Raw genomic sequence first — 16,466 nt, forward strand, 5'->3', positions numbered from 1 at the left:
ATGAGACGCTCTAAAGAAGACGCGGAAGCCACCCGAGAGAGCCTGTTAGGCGCCGCCGAACAGATGTTTGCTGAACAGGGCATTCACAACACACGACTCAGCGATGTGGCAAAGGCGGTTGGTGTGACACGGGGGGCCATTTACTGGCACTTCAAAAATAAGGATGAATTGATTAGCGCAATCATCGATCGCCTGAGCACCCCACTTGAAACGGCGATGCAAGCACTGCTCAAAGAGGCGGCCTCGGGCACAATGACCCTAGAGGCACTGGCAGAGACCCTTGTGTTTTCTTACCAACGCTTACTGGAAGTGCCGGCAGCAGAAAAAATCACCCGCTTCGCCATGCGCTACAGTCTCTGCAATGAATCGCCGGTTGTCAGCGCTCAGCTCACTCGAAATCGGGACCAAAATATCGCCCGGCTAACGCAAATTATCAGTTACGCGCAGCAGCACGAGCTTGTGCGCAAGGATCGCAGCGCCCGCCAATTGGCACTTTATATTCGCGCGCACATTATGGGCATCTATCATCAACACCTGTCCTCATCAGAGCTTTACCCCAATGGACTCGAGGATATTCGCTTGTCGATCAAGCTGCTGTTCGAAGGACTGAGAGCCGACGCTTAAATGTGCCGCGCCGAGGCCTGTTATGCGTTCTCAGAGGGCACCGCAGCCTCCAAACTCACTGGCAAGCTGATCGTGAAAACACTGCCCTCACCCGGGGTGGAAGAAACGGTGATTTCACCGCCGAGTTGTTGGCGAACAATACTGTAAACCAAATGCAAACCGAGGCCAGCACTCGCCGCATTGGAGCCGCGACGGGTAGTAAAGAACGGTTCAAAGATACGCTCTCGCACGGCATCCGCCATCCCCTGACCATCATCACTGAATCGCAATACAACGGTTTTTTCCGCGCGCACCACCGATAGGGTAATTCTGCCCTGCTGCCCCGCAACAAACGCGTGACTCAGCGCATTGTTCATTAAGTTGACGATAACCTGGGTCAACCCGCCCGGGGCCGTTTCGATATAGATGTCGCGGGGGCACTCGAATTTCACGTCGTGTCCTGCACGACGATAACTCGGAGAGAGGTGCAGCAACACATCGTGAAGGTAGTCATGCGGGTTAATTTGCCGGCGATCCTCAGAGGATTGATCCACAGACACTTGCTTAAAACTGCCTATCAAATTTCCGGCGCGCTGTAGATTATCCAGCACCATGGTTGCCGCTTCATTCATACGCAGCAGAATTGCATTGCGGCGCTGCTTGTCCGCTTCGTCAGGCACCAGTTCTGTAAAGGCCTCAAGTCGCTCCAGGTCGGCCTTAAACGTGGACTGCGCGGTAATGGCAATACCGATAGGGGTATTCAATTCATGGGCAAAACCGGCAACCATTCCGCCCAGCGCGGCCAGTTTTTCTGCCTCGACCAACTGCCCTTGCGCATCGCGCAATTGTTTGACGGTTTCAGCCAACTCGCGCCCGGATTCATCGGAGTGATACTTTGCCCCGGTCAATACCAGCAGCGACATCCCCAACAATCCGACAAACAACAATCCGGTGGCCAATACCCCCCAGGGCATCACCGAACGACTATCGACCAAGAATTGCTGATTCCCACTGATCTCTAGACGCCAGGTTTGATCGGCAAACCCCAGCTCCCACACACGCCGAAATATCTCACCTTTGCCATCACTCTCGCGGCCATCTGCGGCAAAAAGAAGCTGGGGCTCGCTCTCATCACTTAATAAACGCAGGGAAATACCCTGCAAGCTCTCGCCCTGGAGAGCCGCAGACATCAGATCCCCCAGGCGAAACACACCGGCAACATAGCCCTCCAACGCCCCGCCTTTTATCACGGGGAAGTAAACAACCTCGCCCAGTTGTTGCCCCCGCTCTTGTATCAAGCGCATTGGCGCTGTCGCTGAGGCCTCACCACTGGTAGCCGCCTTCATTAATGCATTGCGAGCAACCGGGTTAGAACTGATATCGTAGCCATAGGCACGGCGATTATTGCTTAGTGGTTGTATATAGCGGATCACCACGTAACTTTCGCGGTTCGACGCCCGCATCCGTGTACCGTTGCGATCGACCTCTGTAAACACCACAGGTTCGCCCAACTCCTGGCTCATTATGCGCTCTAGCTCACCTCGCTCCGCATGGGCTATTACACGATTCCAGGCGATGCCCTGGAAGCCGGGATTGCGCTGCAAGGCTCCCTGAACAAAACGCCTAAAGTCCTCCGGCGACACCTCAGATGATGACGCAAAGAACGCCTGCGCCGCGTAAAGGCTCTCAAAGTAACTATTCAGTACGGCATCGCTGCGCTGATACAACTGCCCCGCGTGGCGCTCAAAGGCCATCTCCTGGCGAGACAATTCCCAACGGCTAGCGAACACGTATAGAAGAACAATGACAACAGATGCGAGCAACAGGACCCATGGCAATACGCGGTTTCGACTCTGCCAAATTCCCCTGGGTTGAGCTCGGTAGACAAAAATCAACGGGGCGACCAACATCACCCCAAGACCATCCCCCACCCACCAGGTGAACCAATTGTAAGGGATGTTTCCTGCCGCCAGCGCGCCAGCCTGCCACAGCGCAGCAGTCCCCACACTGGCGTTGAGCATACTGCCACCGCCGCACACCAGCACAATAAACTTCAGCACATCGCCACTGGTATCCAAGGTGATGGGGTAGCCAATGAAGCGCCGCAACAAATACACCGACACCACCGCCTGCAAGGCGGCACCCAACGCGATAATAAAAGGCAGCTGGGCGGACGCTGCCCACGCCACTACCCCCTCCCCCCAGGTCAAAGCTCCGTAGCTATTAACCGCAAAAGAACCCAGCGCGATGGCAGGCCAAAACCGGTAGCCGTGCAGGAGTATCACCGCCAGCGCAATACCCGCCGAGGGCCAAATCGCCGTGGCATACCCAGGGGGGATCGCCAGCAACAATGCCAAACGCCCAACTAGAAAATAGCTGAGCGCCGTGAGCACGAAGACTTGCAGCGACGCTTTAGATATCTGCATTAGATGTCTGCACGTTGAGCGCTCAGACGCATGATTAACCTTCCTTCTACCGCGCACTCGACAATACCGCTGTCACCGAGCTATCGCCCACCACAAACCGTTAGTTCAACAGTAGTCTAGAGAAAAGCCCCCGGCGAACTAATAGGTAAATTCGCCTAAGACGCCCTCGGGAGTATCGACATCGAGGATCGATGCCATCAGCCAAATGAATTAGGCCATAACGAAAATTTATAACAAATTGAAGTAATTAGCTTAAATTAGCGCACCGCGGTTTTATCGCTTCTTGGCGCTCAATGTAATATGCTATGCCGCTTTTACAAAACGCAACACCAAACCAAAATCAACAATGGATCTTTAAAGATGCTCTTAGGAATTCCAAAAGAACTCGCCTCTGGGGAGAATCGAGTTGCGATCATTCCGAGCGATGCCAAGAAATTGGTCCGCGCGGGAGCCGCAGTTCAGATTGAAGCGGGGCTCGGCTTGGGCAGCGGTTTTAGCGATCAGGAATACGTCGATGCCGGCGCAACCGTTGTCGCAGACCGCAATGCGGTACTCTCTTCAGCAGACGTCGTCTTGCGCATTAGCAAGCCCTCTATTGAAGAAATCAAGCAACTCAAAGCCGGCTGCATTCACGTCAGCTACCTGGACCCTTTCAACGAGCACGAGCTGATTAAGGCCTTCCGCGACCAGCAAGTGACGGCGATCAGCATGGAGATGATTCCACGCAGCACGCGCTCACAAAAAATGGACGCGCTCAGCTCGCAGGCCAGCCTGGCTGGTTATGTGATGGTGCTGCTGGCAACCACTAAACTGCCACGTATCCTGCCAATGATGATGACGCCAGCCGGTACATTGAAGCCCGCTACCGTATTCATCATCGGTGCCGGTGTTGCCGGTCTGCAAGCTATTGCCACTGCAAAACGCCTGGGCGCCAAAGTCGTTGCCTTTGATACCCGCGACGTCGTTGCTGAGCAGGTTCGTTCGCTGGGCGGCAAGTTCCTCGAAATCGACCTCGGTGAAACCGGGCAAACCAAAGATGGTTATGCTGTCGAGCTCACCGAAGAGCAGCGTCAACTGCAGCTCGAAGGTCAGAAGAAACAGATTGCCGAGTCCGACATCGTTATTACCACTGCCCAGGTATTCGGTCGCAAGCCGCCTGTACTGGTCACCAAAGACATGGTTGCTGGCATGAAGCCCGGCAGCGTGATTGTCGATATGGCCGCGGAAACCGGCGGTAACGTCGAAGGCTCTGTAGCCGGCGAAACCGTTGAAGTGGACGGCGTAACAATCATTGGTAACGGCAACTGGGCTAACTACGTTAGCCGCGACGCCAGCCAAATGTACTCATCCAACCTTTTCAACTTGGTTGACGAAGGCTGGGATAAAGAAAAACAAGCGATGGTTATCGACTTCGAAAACGACATTCTGCAAGGCTGTGTAATCACTCATAGCGGCGAAATCGTTAACGACACCATCAAAAACCTGATTAAGTAGGAGACAAAGATGGAAATTGTATTTCTTGCTTTCATCTTGATGCTGTCGATATTTCTCGGCTTCGAGCTGATCAACAAAGTACCCGCAACGCTGCACACTCCGCTGATGTCGGGCTCAAACGCTATTTCTGGGATCACCCTGGTCGGTGCACTGACCTCGGCAGGTGCCGAGCACACCCAGCTGGCAACCGTTCTTGGTACTGCCGCTGTCGCGTTTGCCACCATCAACGTTATCGGCGGCTATATGGTTACCGACCGTATGCTGGCCATGTTTAAGAAAAAAGAGGACGCATAAACCATGGGTACTGAATTGCTGGTCAATCTGTCCTATGTGGCAGCGGCCGTACTGTTTATTTTTGGCCTTAAAATGCTGGGCTCACCCGCCACAGCACGTAAAGGTAACTTTGTATCAGCGGTAGGTATGTTTATCGCTGTGGTCGTCACCTTGCTCGACCAAAGCATTATCGATTACAAGTGGATCGCGGTGGGTATCGCGGTTGGCGGTATTATCGGCGCCGTTGTTGCGCGCTCTGTCGCCATGACGTCAATGCCTGAGATGGTTGCTCTGTTTAACGGCTTTGGCGGTATCGCCAGTTTGCTGGTTGGCTGGGCCGCTCTGTACGGCATGGACGCTAGCACCTTCCAAATGGTCACGATCGTTCTGTCGATCCTGATCGGTGGCATCACTTTCACTGGCTCTTTGATTGCCTACGGCAAGCTGAGCGAGAGAATGCCTGGGCGTCCACTGGTATTTGCTGGCCAGCGCTTTTTCAACATCGCGCTGATTATTGCCATCATTGCTTGCTCAGTATTGTTTGCTATGAATCCCGACGTAAGCCTTTACCTCTACTTGGTAATCGGCCTGTCGTGTTTGCTGGGTGTCATGCTGGTAATCCCCATCGGCGGTGCCGATATGCCAGTGGTTATCTCCCTGCTTAACAGCTACTCAGGCCTTGCAGCCTGTGCCGCGGGTTTCGCGATCAACAACATCATCCTGATCGTCGCCGGTTCGCTGGTTGGCGCAAGTGGTATCATCCTGACTCAAATCATGTGTAAAGCCATGAACCGTTCACTGAGCAATGTATTGTTCAGCGGCTTCAGTGCTGTTGCAGGTGGTGGTGGCGCTGCCAAAATTGAAGGCGAAGCCAAGGCCATGTCAGCAGACGATGCCTACTACGTTCTGGAAGCCGCTTCTAGCGTGGTGATTGTTCCCGGTTACGGTATGGCCGTTGCCCAGGCACAGCACGTGGTTAAAGAGCTTCAAGAAATCTTGGAAAAGAACGGCGCGGAAGTGGTTTACGCCATTCACCCGGTTGCCGGCCGTATGCCTGGCCACATGAACGTGCTGCTGGCCGAAGCGGATGTCTCTTACGACTTGCTGCTGGAAATGGACGCCGTGAACCCACGCATGGAAACTTTCGATGTTGCCATCGTTATCGGTGCTAATGACGTGGTTAACCCCGCCGCCCGCGAGATGGAAGGTAGCCCGATTTACGGCATGCCTGTTATCAACGTCGACATGGCGCGCAACGTATTCGTTATGAAGCGTTCTATGGCTTCCGGTTTTGCCGGCATCGACAACCCACTGTTCTTCAAAGAGAACACGCGGATGTTGTTCGGCGACGCCAAGGAAATGCTAAGCAATATCATCAAAGCGTTCAGCTAAGTTCTGAGGCAATGAAAAAAGGGCGACTGCTTAGCAGTCGCCCTTTTTTTTACCCTCATTACCACCAGCGCAATAATCGCGAACTAGCGCCTATTAACGCTAATTGCCCTCTAGCGTTTGTTTTAGATCTGGCAGAACCTCATTGAGCATTTCGCGCAGCGCAACTAACTTTTCCAGAGATACCCCTGACGACTGCAACAGCTCCCACGGCACACAGGCGCAGCGGTCTCGCAATGCCTTTCCCGCCAGGGTGAGGTGCACCATCACCTGTCGCTCGTCCTGACCATCGCGCTGACGGCTAATATACCCCTGCTGTTCCAAACGCTTAAGCAATGGCGTCAAGGTATTGGTATTGAGTATTGCCCTGCGGCTGATCGTTTTGACGGGGCATGGTGCCTCTTCCCACAGGATCATCAATACGATGTACTGGGGGTAGGTAATACCCAGCGGCTCCAGGCGGTCTTTATACAAGCGCGTCACTAAGCGCGATGCCGCATACAGCGGGAAGCACAACTGATTGTCGAGCTTTAGCTCCTCGGGCATACTTTCCTGAAAGCCGGCGTCGTCGGACATCTTCTACCTCGTTAGGCCTGTAGCGCAGCTTCAATATCGGCCTCTAGCTGCTCGGGCTTTGTTGTTGGGGAATAACGCTTAATGGGCTGCCCATCTTTACCCACTAAGAACTTAGTAAAGTTCCATTTTACTGCATTCGTCAAAGTGCCAGGAGCCGCCTTTTTCAAATAAGCGAATAATGGGTGCGCGCCCTTACCATTGACCTCAATTTTCTCGGTAATGGGAAAACTCACGCCGTAATTGATGAGGCAGTTGCCCTGAATTGCCTCAGAATCACCCGGCTCCTGGTTGGCAAATTGGTTACAAGGCGAACCAATAATCACCAGCCCCTTATCTGCATATTTATCATAGAGTGCCTGCAAGCCTTCATATTGCGGGGTTAAGCCGCACTTACTGGCGGTATTCACCACCAGTACAACCTTGCCCGCGTAACCGGCCAGGTTCATTTCTTTGCCCTGCAGGCTATTAATTGTGAAATCATAAAGACTACTCATAATCTTACTTTCCTCGCATAAGGGGCTACGCTTATACATAGCCTAAAAATCAAACAACATCACGATTATATCGCGCGCGACATATTTTGCCAGCAAAATTAAAGTTCCGCGATGACGCGCCGTTAACATGACTGTCGGCCGCCTATAATCCCTTAACGCAACCAGGTCCCGGTATGGTGATCATCAATCCTACCCACAACACCCAGCCCGCCGCCCTTCTGCGCCCCGCAGGCCCTGCCCCCGTGCTCGCACCGGACCGAGTGATGAACGCGGTGGTACTGGGGGAGCGCGCTCAGCATTTATACGAGCTTGCGTCGGGTAGCTTGCGGATGATGGCCGAAAGTCAGACGCCACTGAGAAAAGGCGAACAACTCCAGCTTCAAGTCGTCGGCCGAGACGCGCAACAGCGCCCGGAGCTGCGAATTATGCAGCGCGGCGACGTGAATATCGCACCCATTCTTCGCGACCGCCTGCCGCAGCAACAGGGCTTGAACCAGTTAATGGCCACCCTCAGCCAGCTCAGCCAGCAGCTATCACCGTCTGTGCAAAAGTTGCTGGCGCCCGTATTGGCTAGCATTCCCCACCGCAAACAACTCGGCGACGGTGAGCGCGTTAAAACAGCGCTGCAAAATAGCGGCCAGTTTTTTGAGGCAAAGCTGCTAAAAAATGCGCCAAGAAACCTCGATTTCAAAGCGGCACTCTTGAAGCTAGCCGCGCAACTCGACCAACAAGCCGCCGCACCACCGAAAGCGCCACTCGCCAAAAGCTACCCCCCACCAACAGCAGCGATAGCAGGAAAAGCGACCGGAGATGCTTCAAGCCCGCAGCCCGGAGCCAACATCGCCACCAAAGCAGCGCCGCCCCCACTTTCACCGCCTAGCGCGCCCCTACCACGCAATGAGGGCAACCGCGCCTACCAAGGCACATTGAGCGCGAGCAAAACGGCCGACCTCCCCGGGCAGCTTTCCCCCCAGCCACGAACCCCACCGACCACCGGTAAGCAGCAAGACATAACTCAGCAGGGGCTGCTTCGCGACGTTCGCGGCGCTCTGGCCCGGCTGGATGTGCAGCAACTGGTGCAACTGCAAACCGGCCGAGAGGCAACCGGAGTGATCGAACTGCCGATCAAGGACCACGACGGCATCGATATTTGGCAATTTCAGTTTCAGCCGCCCAGGCAGCGAGACGCAGGCGAAACACCCCAGCACCCGCATGCTCCCGGAGATGACAATCAACAACGCGGTTGGGCCCTGAATTTGTGCTTTGACCTTCCCGGCCTCGGCGCGATGAAAGTGACGCTCGCAGAAGTAAACCAACAACTCGAGATACGTTTCACCGCCAGCAACGCCGAAACCCTGGCGCTGTTAAAACGGCATCAGCATGCACTCCGGGAACAATTACAAAATCAGGAAGTGCCCATTGCCGATATCGTTTGCCAGTGCGGAAACCCCAGCGCGTCAGGCAGCCGTTCATTCGCGTCTTCTCTACTGGATGACCACGCATGAGCGCACAGGATAACCACGGCAGTATCGCCGTCTCCCTCCATTACGACGGCAGTAATGCCCCCACTGTCAGCGCCAAAGGCGAAGGCAGCGTCGCGGCGAAGATTCTTGCGTTAGCCGAGGAAAATGATGTTCCCATCTACCAAGATACACAGCTCTTGCAGCTGCTTAGCAGAGTGGATCTAGATAGCGAAGTGCCGCCTTTCATGTACGTGGCCGTGGCGGAAATCATCGCCTTTGCCTACCGCCTGAAGGGGCAAGTGCCTAAGGATTACTACTACCGTCACGACAGCGGGGCAGTCTATCAGGCAGAGAACGACAGCGAACGCGAGCCTTAGCGCGAACTGCGCATGGCTGCAATTAACTCCGCTTCGGAGCGACTAACGCCGCAACGCTCGACCAATGCCTGGACATCGAGTCCCTGGTCGGCCATGCGAATCGCCTGTTGGTAAAAGCGCGGATCGCGCTTTTCACTTTCGATCTGCTGCTGGCGATGCCCCACCAACTCTAAGTATTCTTCGAGCGCCAATACCCGCTCACCGAGAACCGACAGCGCACTGGCCTGGTCATCGATTTTACGTTGCAGACCGCCGATCTCCTCACGCAAGGCCAGCTCGATTTGTTCAGCCTTAGAGCGCCGCCCCTGCCATAGGTAAAGCAGAATGGCCGCACCGGCCACGCTCATTAAAATGCCTAACACCGTCAGGTCATCCAACTGACTAAACCAGGCGACCAACATTGCTTGTGGAGCTTCTTGCATTGCGACCTCCGCGTCCTATGCTGCCAGCCAATCGCCAAGGCGGCTTTTTAATCGCACGACCGCCTGACTATGAATTTGGCAGACACGCGACTCGCTCACTTCCAAGACCTCACCAATTTCTTTCAAGTTAAGGCCCTTGTCGTAATACAGCGCCATAACCAGCTTCTCTCGCTCTGGCAGGGCGTCAATCTGAGAAGCCAAGGCGCGCTGTAAGCCTTCATCCTCAAGGTCGCGCAGCGGGTTATCATCCAACTCAGCATCGGCACTGAATTCCTGACCGCCCTCCCCGGCTTGCTCCAGGCTAAATAAGCGCACGCCAGACGTATCGCGCAGCAGCCCGTGGTATTCGTTAATATCAATGCCCATCTCTGCGGCAATATCGGCGGCTTGGGCTTCGCGCCCCAATTTGGCTTCGGCGCGGGTCACCGCCGCTGACAGTTCGCGCAATTGGCGGCTCACCGAGCGCGGCGCCCAGGCGCCCTGGCGCATTTGGTCAATCATGGCGCCGCGAATACGAATACTCGCGTAGGTTTCGAAACTCGCCCCCTGCCCGGCTTGAAAGTGGCTGGCTGCTTCAAGCAAGCCGATCATCCCCGCCTGAATAAGGTCATCGACCTCCACACTGGCTGGCAGACGGCTAACAAGGTGATAGGCGATGCGCTTTACCAACGGCGCATGACGCGTCGCTAACTCGTCGCGATTGCCCACCTGCACATCGAGGTAAGCAGCGTGGCCACTCACACGGCAACTCCTCTCAGGGCCTCGGGCTGCATCATTCTATCGACGAAGAATTCTAGGTTGCCACTGGGGCCAGTTGGAATGGGCCATTTATCGACGGTTTCCGCAAGTTTGCGAAAGGCCAGCGAGGCATCGGCCCCCGGGTAGAGCTCACTCACTGCCTGCTGCTTGGCATCCGCCTTCACCAGAAAACGGTCTCGGGGGATAAAGCCTGCGTATTCCAGTGTGACATCCAAAAAGCGTTGCGCCACTTCGTTGAGGCGCTCGAAACCGTCGCGTGCCTGATCGTGGCTATCCACCATGTTACGCAGCACTTTGAAACGCTTGATGCCGGCATCGCGGCTCATCACTTTAATCAATGCATAAGCATCGGCCATCGACGTGAGCTCGTCAGTCACTACAACCAGCACATACTGGCTGGCCTGGCTAAAGGTAATCACACTGTCGGAAATGCCCGCCGCGGTATCAACAACCAACACATCGTAGTCATCGTTCAAGCCGCTGAGCGCACGAACAATGGCGCCGTGCTGGTCGCTGCCCAGCTCAGCCATTTTTTTAATGCCGGAGGCCGCAGGAATAATGGATATGCCACTGGGTCCCGGCATCAAAATATCTTGAATATCGCACTGGCCTTCCAGCACATGGGAAAGATTCCACTTCGGGCGCAAGCCGAGCATGATGTCTACATTCGCCAGGCCTAGGTCGGCATCCATCAGTAACACGCGGCGGTTGCGCCGGGCCAGCTGGCAAGCCAGGTTAACGGAAACATTGGTTTTCCCCACACCGCCCTTTCCGCTACTTACTGCAATTACTTTTACTGGGTTCATGTTTTGTCCTTATTGTGTCACTGAGACCTAGGCAGCACTGAGGCAATGTCCACAGCCTGCCCTAGCAACGATAGCTTGAACATCGGTATTTACCCGAGTCATGCCTGCACACCAATATGCTGAGCGCGGCCGCTATCAGCGGCCTGACGGCGCGGCGGCGGGGTAAAACTCATTGCCATTTTCATGGCCATATTCACCAGCTTGCCCGCATCGGCAACGCAGAGGTTTTGCGGCACTTTCGGGCCATTGGTACACCACACCGCCGGCAGGCGGTGCTGAATCAGATTCGACAGTAATCCTCCTAGCCGCATCGCCTCATCGATACGGCTAATCACTACCCCTGCTAGATTGAAGCGACTGTAGGCATCGATAATTTCACTTTGAACATAGGCTTCGACATCGGCAGGCAGCGTCAAGTAACAATGGGCACCACCGAGCCCAGCAAGTAATTTTTCGAGTTCATCCAGGCCCTCGTGGTCGCGGAAGGACAGACCTGCGGTATCTATCAATATCAGCGACTTTTTCTGTAAAACCCGAAATGTTCGCGCCGCTTCTTGCGGGCTGTCTGCACTGTGAACCGGAATCTGTAAGATTCGACCGTAGGCTCGCAGCTGCTCCTGAGCGCCTACGCGACCGCTGTCGGTGGTTAAAATAGCGATATCATCACGGCCGTGCTGCATCACGTGCTGAGCCGCCAGCTTCGCAATTGTGGTGGTTTTACCCGCGCCTTGAGGGCCCAGCAGGCAAATGGCGCCAGTGCGCGGCGGCGCACTAATCGGCAGCTGGCGCACCAGCAGCATTTTTAGCATTTCTCGCTGCACCGCCTCGCTTTCTCCACTGGGCAATTCACGCTGCAGGCTTTCAGCAATGCTGGGGTCGATATCCATGGCCGACAGCATTTGGTGGCTGGACTTCTGCGCGGGCTGTTTGGCGGTAAGCTGCTGCCAATTGTTGTCCTTTAACTGGCTCATCAACATCGACTTCATGGCTGCCAGCTCTTGTTTCAAGTCGTGCAGCTCATCGTTTTGCGACCACGCCAATTGCGGCCCGGGAGCAGCACTCACCCCCTCCAGCCTAGTGGCGGGTGCCGGGCTCTCGCCCTGTTCGCGACGCGAGCGCAATGCCTCTAACGCGGTGCGTTCTTTGTCGGCTTCAGTCGCGGTCGGCAGCGAGGGTTCACCCTCCCAGCTCACAACCAACTCCACGCCACCGGCCACAGACTGGCAGTCGAGGATTACCGCATCGGGGCCATGCGCCGCGCGAATCATCCGCATCGCCTGTTCACTGTCTGCTGCCCGATATTTTTTAACGTTCATCTACCGCTCCCGCTGAGCTAACACCTTTTAGGTCAGTCTCGCCTGCTGCCCGATCGTCGATAGCAGGTGAACCTCTTTACTGTCTGGCACCTCGTTGTACGACAGCACGTGAAGTGCCGGTACACTGCGTCGCGTAAAGCGCGACAACCATGCCCGAATCGAGGGTGATACCAGTACCACCGAGGGCTGACCCGCCAGTTCCTGACGATTGCTGAATTCCGCCAACTCGCGTTGAATTCGCTCCGCAATGCCGGGTTCCAAACCAATGGCGCCAGCGCCACCTCTCACCATATCCTGCAACATCTGTTCCAGATCTGCGTCCAGCGCCACAACGGGCAACTCTTGCTCTAAGCCATTGATTTCTTGAACAATCATCCGTCCAAGCGAGACCCGAACCCCCTCCAATAATTCGTCAGGATTTTTGCTACGCGGCGCTTGCTCCGCCAAAGATTCGGCGATCAGGCGAATACTGCGAATCGAAACGTTCTCTTTCAGGAGGTTTTGCAACACCTTCACAACCACACTGAGTGGCAGTTGCTGGGGAACCAGCGATTCAACCAATTTAGGATCGCTGCTCGCCAGACGGTCTAGCAGTTGTTGAACTTCCTCGTGCCCCAGCAGCTCATGAGCGTGTTGTTTCACCACCTGGCTCAGGTGCGTCGCCACCACGGTACAGGGGTCAACAACGGTATAGCCGAGGGTCTGCGCCTGATCGCGCTGGCTGGGGTCAATCCATATTGCATCCATGCCAAAGGCGGGGTCTTTGGTTGGCATGCCGGTTAAACCGGGCTGGGCGCCACCGGGGTTAATCGCCAACTCCTTACCCACTTGTATTTCGCCCTGGGCGACGCTGTCACCGAGCAATTGCACGCGATAGCTGCCCGGCGATAGCTCCAAGTTGTCGCGAATATGAACCGGCTGAACCAAAAAGCCCAAGTCCTTGGATAGCTTTTTGCGCACCCCGGTAATGCGGGTGATCAGCTCGCCCCCTTGGTTTCGGTCGACCAACGGTATGAGGCGATAGCCGACTTCCAGGCTCACCACATCCATCTGCGTCACTTCATCCCAGTTCAGCTCGCTGGGCTCCTGTGCCTCAGGCGCAGGCTCAGTATCGGGAAGCTCCTCCACCACCGCCGGTTTTTTGGCGCGCTGGGCAATCAACCAGCCCGCGCCAGCGCAGGTACCGGCCAACAGTAAAAACACCACATTGGGCATGCCAGGAATAATGCCAATCATGCCCAGCACGGCCGCCGACAGGTAGAGTACTTCTGGTTTGGCAGCCATTTGCCCGACCATTTGCTCACCCATATTTTGCGGCCGGGAAATACGCGTCACGATGATGGCCACGGCGGTCGACAGCAGCAGCGAAGGTAACTGTGCGACCAGGCCGTCACCGATGGTCAGCAGGGTGTAGTTATGCATCGCCTGCGAAAAGCTCAAGTCGTGCTGGCCAACGCCCACCCCTAAGCCGCCGAGAACGTTGATAAATAGAATAAGGATCCCGGCGACCGCATCGCCACGAACGAACTTGCTCGCACCATCCATCGAACCGTAAAAGTCAGCTTCCGTTCGCACTTCCTCGCGGCGAATGCTGGCCTCTTCTTGACTGAGAATACCCGCGTTCAAATCGGAATCGATGGCCATTTGTTTTCCCGGCATGGCATCGAGGGTAAAGCGCGCCGTCACTTCAGACACCCGGCCGGCGCCTTTGGTCACGACGACAAAGTTGATCACCACCAAGATGACAAAAACCACCATCCCAACAACGTAATTGCCGCCGATAACGAACTCGCCAAAAGACTCAATCACTTTGCCAGCGGCCCCAGGCCCGGTGTGCCCCTCGAGCAACACCACACGGGTGGACGCGACGTTGAGCGCCAGCCTCAGTAGCGTTGCCAACAGCAACACCGTGGGGAAAACCGAGAAATCAATCGGCCGCTCGATATAAATTACCGCCAGAATAATCACCAGTGACAAGGCAATATTGAAGGTAAACAGCAGGTCGAGCAGAAACGGCGGCATGGGAATGACCAACATGGCCAGGCAGGCCATCATCAGTGCCAACACGCCGATTCCGCTACTTGCGATGCCCTGTGCCCAGTTGGGCATGGTCACTTGTTGAGTCGCCATCACATACTCTCGATTATCGGTTGATCACTGCCCTAGAGCAGATCCTTTAAATACACATCATCTATCTCAGGCTCGGGCGCCACGGGGTATTCACCACCCATGGTCTGCCAGCTGCGCAGTTGATAGACGTAGGTCAATATTTGCGCGACCGCCAAGTACAGCCCGGCCGGGATTTCTGCATCCAGCTCCGTACTGGCAAATACCGCCCGGGCTAAACGCGGCGATTCCACGATGGTTACTGCATTGTCCTTGGCTAATTCGCGGATTCGCGCGGCGACCTGATCGGCACCTTTGGCCACCAACACCGGTGCGGAAGACCGGGCTTCGTCATAGCGCAATGCCACGGCAAAGTGGGTGGGGTTGGTAATGACCACGTCAGCCGTTGGCACCTTCTCCATCATGCGCTGGCGGGCTGCAGCCTGTTGCATCTCCCGCAGCTTGGCTTTCACTTCCGGGCGGCCATCTGACTCTTTGTGCTCATCGCGAACTTCCTGGCGCGTCATGCGCAGCTCTTTCTTGTAATTCCATAGCTGCCAGGGCACATCGATCGCGGCGATAACCACCAGGGGCAAACTGACAATAAGAAAGAACCAGTCCAGCAAGGCCGCACTGTTGGCAATACTCTGCTGGGGGTCTTGCAAACCCAGGCCGAGAATATCCTCGGCCATGAATTGCAGCACTAAGAAGGCGGCCAGACCGATAAAGGCCATTTTTGCAATGGACTTCACCAGTTCACCCAGGCTGCGCACTGAAAACAGCTTGCCCAAGCCCTTGATCGGGTCGAGGCGATCGAACTTGAAACTCAGGTTGAAGGTCCAGCCGCCCAGCACCACATTGGCAATTATGGCCGCCAGCAGGGTCGCCAACATCAGCGGCCAGATCGACAGCAGCCCATGCACCAACAACCCGTAGAGTTGGCTGGGAAGGCTTTCCGTGGGGCTGAGCAAAAACGACGGCGAGAAACTACCGCGCATAATGCTTTGCATGGCCTGCGCCAGCTGCCCTCCTGTGGCAATCAGCATTAGCGCACCGGCCATGGTGACCATCATCGTGGCTAATTCCTTGGAGCGAGCCACCTGGCCCTTCTTGCGGGCATCGGCCAGTTTCTTGGCAGAGGCCTCTTCTGTGCGTTCTTGTCCGTCCTGATTCTCTGCCATGTCAGCCCCCTAAAAACAGTGACAGCTGGGCCAGCGCGCGATCGAGCAGTTGGCTGAGAACCGGCAGTAAATTCGGAATTAATTGATCGACAATCAGGTAGCCCATGAGCATGGCCAGCGGGAAGCCCACCGCAAACAAGTTGAGGGTCGGTGCTGCACGGCTAATAACACCGACGGCAACCTGCACAACCAGCAGGGCGATAACAGCAGGGATAGACACCCGCACCGCCGCTGAAAACAACTCGCTGCCCCACTGATAGACAACGCTTAGCGACTCCGGCGAGACCAGGCGACCACCTGCGGGCCAGATTTCAAAGCTGCGCGCCAGCAAGCTGATCAGGTCCAAGTGACCTTCCAGCGCAACAAACAATAGCATGCAGATAATGAGCAAATACTGGGAAAGCACCGGCACCTGGATACCGCGCTGTGGATCGACCATCATCGCAAAGCCGAGACCCATGCCATTGGCAATCAATTGCCCAGCCAGAATAATGCCATCGAAAACCAGCTGCACAATAAAGCCAATGCACAGGCCAATCAGCAATTCGTTGCTCAGTATCAGCATGCCCTCAATACTGAGAATATTAATCGCTGGCATCGGCGGCAACACCGGCAGCAGCAACATGCATAACACCACACAGAACAGCGCTTTGGCGCGATTGGGAATGTACGAAGCGCTGAACAGTGGCGCTGTGAGCATCAAACCACTCACCCGCGCAAAAGGCAGCCACAGGCTGGCCATCCACGATAGTATTTGCGCCTCGCTGACCGCAATCATTGC

The 16,466-nt window shown here is 55.5% G+C and carries 16 protein-coding genes; 6 read left to right on the plus strand and 10 right to left on the minus strand.

The window, feature by feature from the left end; genetic code table 11:
• Positions 1-624 (plus strand): TetR family transcriptional regulator, encoded by a 624-nt coding sequence (locus H573_RS18765; RefSeq protein WP_051170885.1) that lies wholly within the window; start codon positions 1-3, stop codon positions 622-624.
• Positions 625-644: 20 nt separating this feature from the next.
• Here H573_RS18765 and H573_RS18770 read toward each other — a convergent pair whose 3' ends face one another.
• Positions 645-3,029: a CHASE domain-containing protein gene (locus tag H573_RS18770; protein ID WP_027872856.1), complete on the minus strand. Its 2,385-nt coding sequence runs from the start codon at positions 3,027-3,029 to the stop codon at positions 645-647.
• Between the two features lie 360 nt (positions 3,030-3,389).
• Between H573_RS18770 and H573_RS0102335 the strand changes: the two genes are divergently transcribed.
• From H573_RS0102335 to H573_RS0102345, 3 genes are read left to right on the plus strand one after another with little or no spacing between them, the layout of a single operon-like run.
• Positions 3,390-4,523, plus strand: coding sequence for an NAD(P) transhydrogenase subunit alpha (locus H573_RS0102335; RefSeq protein WP_027872857.1), 1,134 nt, complete (start codon positions 3,390-3,392; stop codon positions 4,521-4,523).
• A 9-nt stretch (positions 4,524-4,532) separates the two neighbouring features.
• A complete protein-coding gene (locus H573_RS0102340) occupies positions 4,533-4,817 on the plus strand; it encodes an NAD(P) transhydrogenase subunit alpha part 2 (protein WP_027872858.1) in 285 nt (94 codons plus the stop codon).
• 3 nt (positions 4,818-4,820) lie between these two features.
• A complete protein-coding gene (locus tag H573_RS0102345; protein ID WP_027872859.1) occupies positions 4,821-6,188 on the plus strand; it encodes an NAD(P)(+) transhydrogenase (Re/Si-specific) subunit beta in 1,368 nt (455 codons plus the stop codon).
• Positions 6,189-6,287: 99 nt separating this feature from the next.
• Here H573_RS0102345 and H573_RS0102350 read toward each other — a convergent pair whose 3' ends face one another.
• Together H573_RS0102350 and H573_RS0102355 are read right to left on the minus strand one after the other, a co-directional pair.
• Positions 6,288-6,761 carry a MarR family winged helix-turn-helix transcriptional regulator gene (locus H573_RS0102350; RefSeq protein ID WP_205618882.1) on the minus strand — a complete coding sequence of 158 codons (474 nt, stop codon included), beginning with the start codon at positions 6,759-6,761 and terminating at the stop codon, positions 6,288-6,290.
• Positions 6,762-6,772: 11 nt separating this feature from the next.
• The gene (locus H573_RS0102355) at positions 6,773-7,255 is read right to left on the minus strand and encodes a glutathione peroxidase (protein ID WP_027872861.1); all 483 of its coding nucleotides are present in this window, start codon (positions 7,253-7,255) and stop codon (positions 6,773-6,775) included.
• Between the two features lie 173 nt (positions 7,256-7,428).
• On the opposite strand from H573_RS0102355, the gene fliK reads away from it, so the two are divergent.
• Both fliK and H573_RS16740 read left to right on the plus strand, forming a co-directional pair.
• Positions 7,429-8,760 carry a flagellar hook-length control protein FliK gene (gene fliK / locus H573_RS0102365; protein ID WP_027872862.1) on the plus strand — a complete coding sequence of 444 codons (1,332 nt, stop codon included), beginning with the start codon at positions 7,429-7,431 and terminating at the stop codon, positions 8,758-8,760.
• On the plus strand, positions 8,757-9,095 hold the full coding sequence (locus H573_RS16740) for an EscU/YscU/HrcU family type III secretion system export apparatus switch protein (RefSeq protein WP_036255471.1): 339 nt from the start codon (positions 8,757-8,759) through the stop codon (positions 9,093-9,095). Before fliK ends, H573_RS16740 begins: the two co-directional genes overlap by 4 nt.
• On the opposite strand, the gene H573_RS0102375 is transcribed toward H573_RS16740, so the two are convergent.
• The 7 genes from H573_RS0102375 to fliR form a co-directional block, all read right to left on the minus strand.
• Positions 9,092-9,517, minus strand: coding sequence for a DUF2802 domain-containing protein (locus H573_RS0102375; protein WP_027872863.1), 426 nt, complete (start codon positions 9,515-9,517; stop codon positions 9,092-9,094). The genes H573_RS16740 and H573_RS0102375 overlap by 4 nt on opposite strands.
• Before the next feature lie 15 nt (positions 9,518-9,532).
• Positions 9,533-10,258, minus strand: a complete 726-nt coding sequence (locus H573_RS0102380) for an RNA polymerase sigma factor FliA (RefSeq protein ID WP_084497873.1) — start codon at positions 10,256-10,258, stop codon at positions 9,533-9,535.
• A complete protein-coding gene (locus H573_RS0102385; protein WP_027872865.1) occupies positions 10,255-11,082 on the minus strand; it encodes a MinD/ParA family protein in 828 nt (275 codons plus the stop codon). Before H573_RS0102385 ends, H573_RS0102380 begins: the two co-directional genes overlap by 4 nt.
• A 98-nt stretch (positions 11,083-11,180) precedes the next feature.
• Positions 11,181-12,398 carry a flagellar biosynthesis GTPase FlhF gene (gene flhF / locus H573_RS0102390; protein WP_027872866.1) on the minus strand — a complete coding sequence of 406 codons (1,218 nt, stop codon included), beginning with the start codon at positions 12,396-12,398 and terminating at the stop codon, positions 11,181-11,183.
• 27 nt (positions 12,399-12,425) lie between these two features.
• Positions 12,426-14,528, minus strand: coding sequence for a flagellar biosynthesis protein FlhA (gene flhA, locus H573_RS0102395; RefSeq protein WP_205618883.1), 2,103 nt, complete (start codon positions 14,526-14,528; stop codon positions 12,426-12,428).
• Between the two features lie 32 nt (positions 14,529-14,560).
• A complete protein-coding gene (gene flhB / locus H573_RS0102400) occupies positions 14,561-15,685 on the minus strand; it encodes a flagellar biosynthesis protein FlhB (RefSeq protein ID WP_027872868.1) in 1,125 nt (374 codons plus the stop codon).
• Position 15,686: 1 nt separating this feature from the next.
• Positions 15,687-16,463, minus strand: a complete 777-nt coding sequence (gene fliR, locus H573_RS0102405) for a flagellar biosynthetic protein FliR (protein WP_027872869.1) — start codon at positions 16,461-16,463, stop codon at positions 15,687-15,689.
• Positions 16,464-16,466 lie beyond the last annotated feature (3 nt).

Origin of the sequence: Neomelitea salexigens DSM 19753, from assembly GCF_000422345.1 — a bacterium.
Taxonomy (GTDB): domain Bacteria; phylum Pseudomonadota; class Gammaproteobacteria; order Pseudomonadales; family Spongiibacteraceae; genus Spongiibacter; species Spongiibacter marinus_A.

Coding starts and splice junctions, on each gene's coding strand:
- H573_RS18765 (WP_051170885.1), top strand. CDS start 1: ATGAGACGCTCTAAAGAAGACGCGGAAGCCACCCGAGAGAGCCTGTTA.
- H573_RS18770 (WP_027872856.1), bottom strand. CDS start 3,029: ATGCAGATATCTAAAGCGTCGCTGCAAGTCTTCGTGCTCACGGCGCTC.
- H573_RS0102335 (WP_027872857.1), top strand. CDS start 3,390: ATGCTCTTAGGAATTCCAAAAGAACTCGCCTCTGGGGAGAATCGAGTT.
- H573_RS0102340 (WP_027872858.1), top strand. CDS start 4,533: ATGGAAATTGTATTTCTTGCTTTCATCTTGATGCTGTCGATATTTCTC.
- H573_RS0102345 (WP_027872859.1), top strand. CDS start 4,821: ATGGGTACTGAATTGCTGGTCAATCTGTCCTATGTGGCAGCGGCCGTA.
- H573_RS0102350 (WP_205618882.1), bottom strand. CDS start 6,761: ATGTCCGACGACGCCGGCTTTCAGGAAAGTATGCCCGAGGAGCTAAAG.
- H573_RS0102355 (WP_027872861.1), bottom strand. CDS start 7,255: ATGAGTAGTCTTTATGATTTCACAATTAATAGCCTGCAGGGCAAAGAA.
- fliK (WP_027872862.1), top strand. CDS start 7,429: ATGGTGATCATCAATCCTACCCACAACACCCAGCCCGCCGCCCTTCTG.
- H573_RS16740 (WP_036255471.1), top strand. CDS start 8,757: ATGAGCGCACAGGATAACCACGGCAGTATCGCCGTCTCCCTCCATTAC.
- H573_RS0102375 (WP_027872863.1), bottom strand. CDS start 9,517: ATGCAAGAAGCTCCACAAGCAATGTTGGTCGCCTGGTTTAGTCAGTTG.
- H573_RS0102385 (WP_027872865.1), bottom strand. CDS start 11,082: ATGAACCCAGTAAAAGTAATTGCAGTAAGTAGCGGAAAGGGCGGTGTG.
- flhF (WP_027872866.1), bottom strand. CDS start 12,398: ATGAACGTTAAAAAATATCGGGCAGCAGACAGTGAACAGGCGATGCGG.
- flhA (WP_205618883.1), bottom strand. CDS start 14,528: ATGGCGACTCAACAAGTGACCATGCCCAACTGGGCACAGGGCATCGCA.
- flhB (WP_027872868.1), bottom strand. CDS start 15,685: ATGGCAGAGAATCAGGACGGACAAGAACGCACAGAAGAGGCCTCTGCC.
- fliR (WP_027872869.1), bottom strand. CDS start 16,463: ATGATTGCGGTCAGCGAGGCGCAAATACTATCGTGGATGGCCAGCCTG.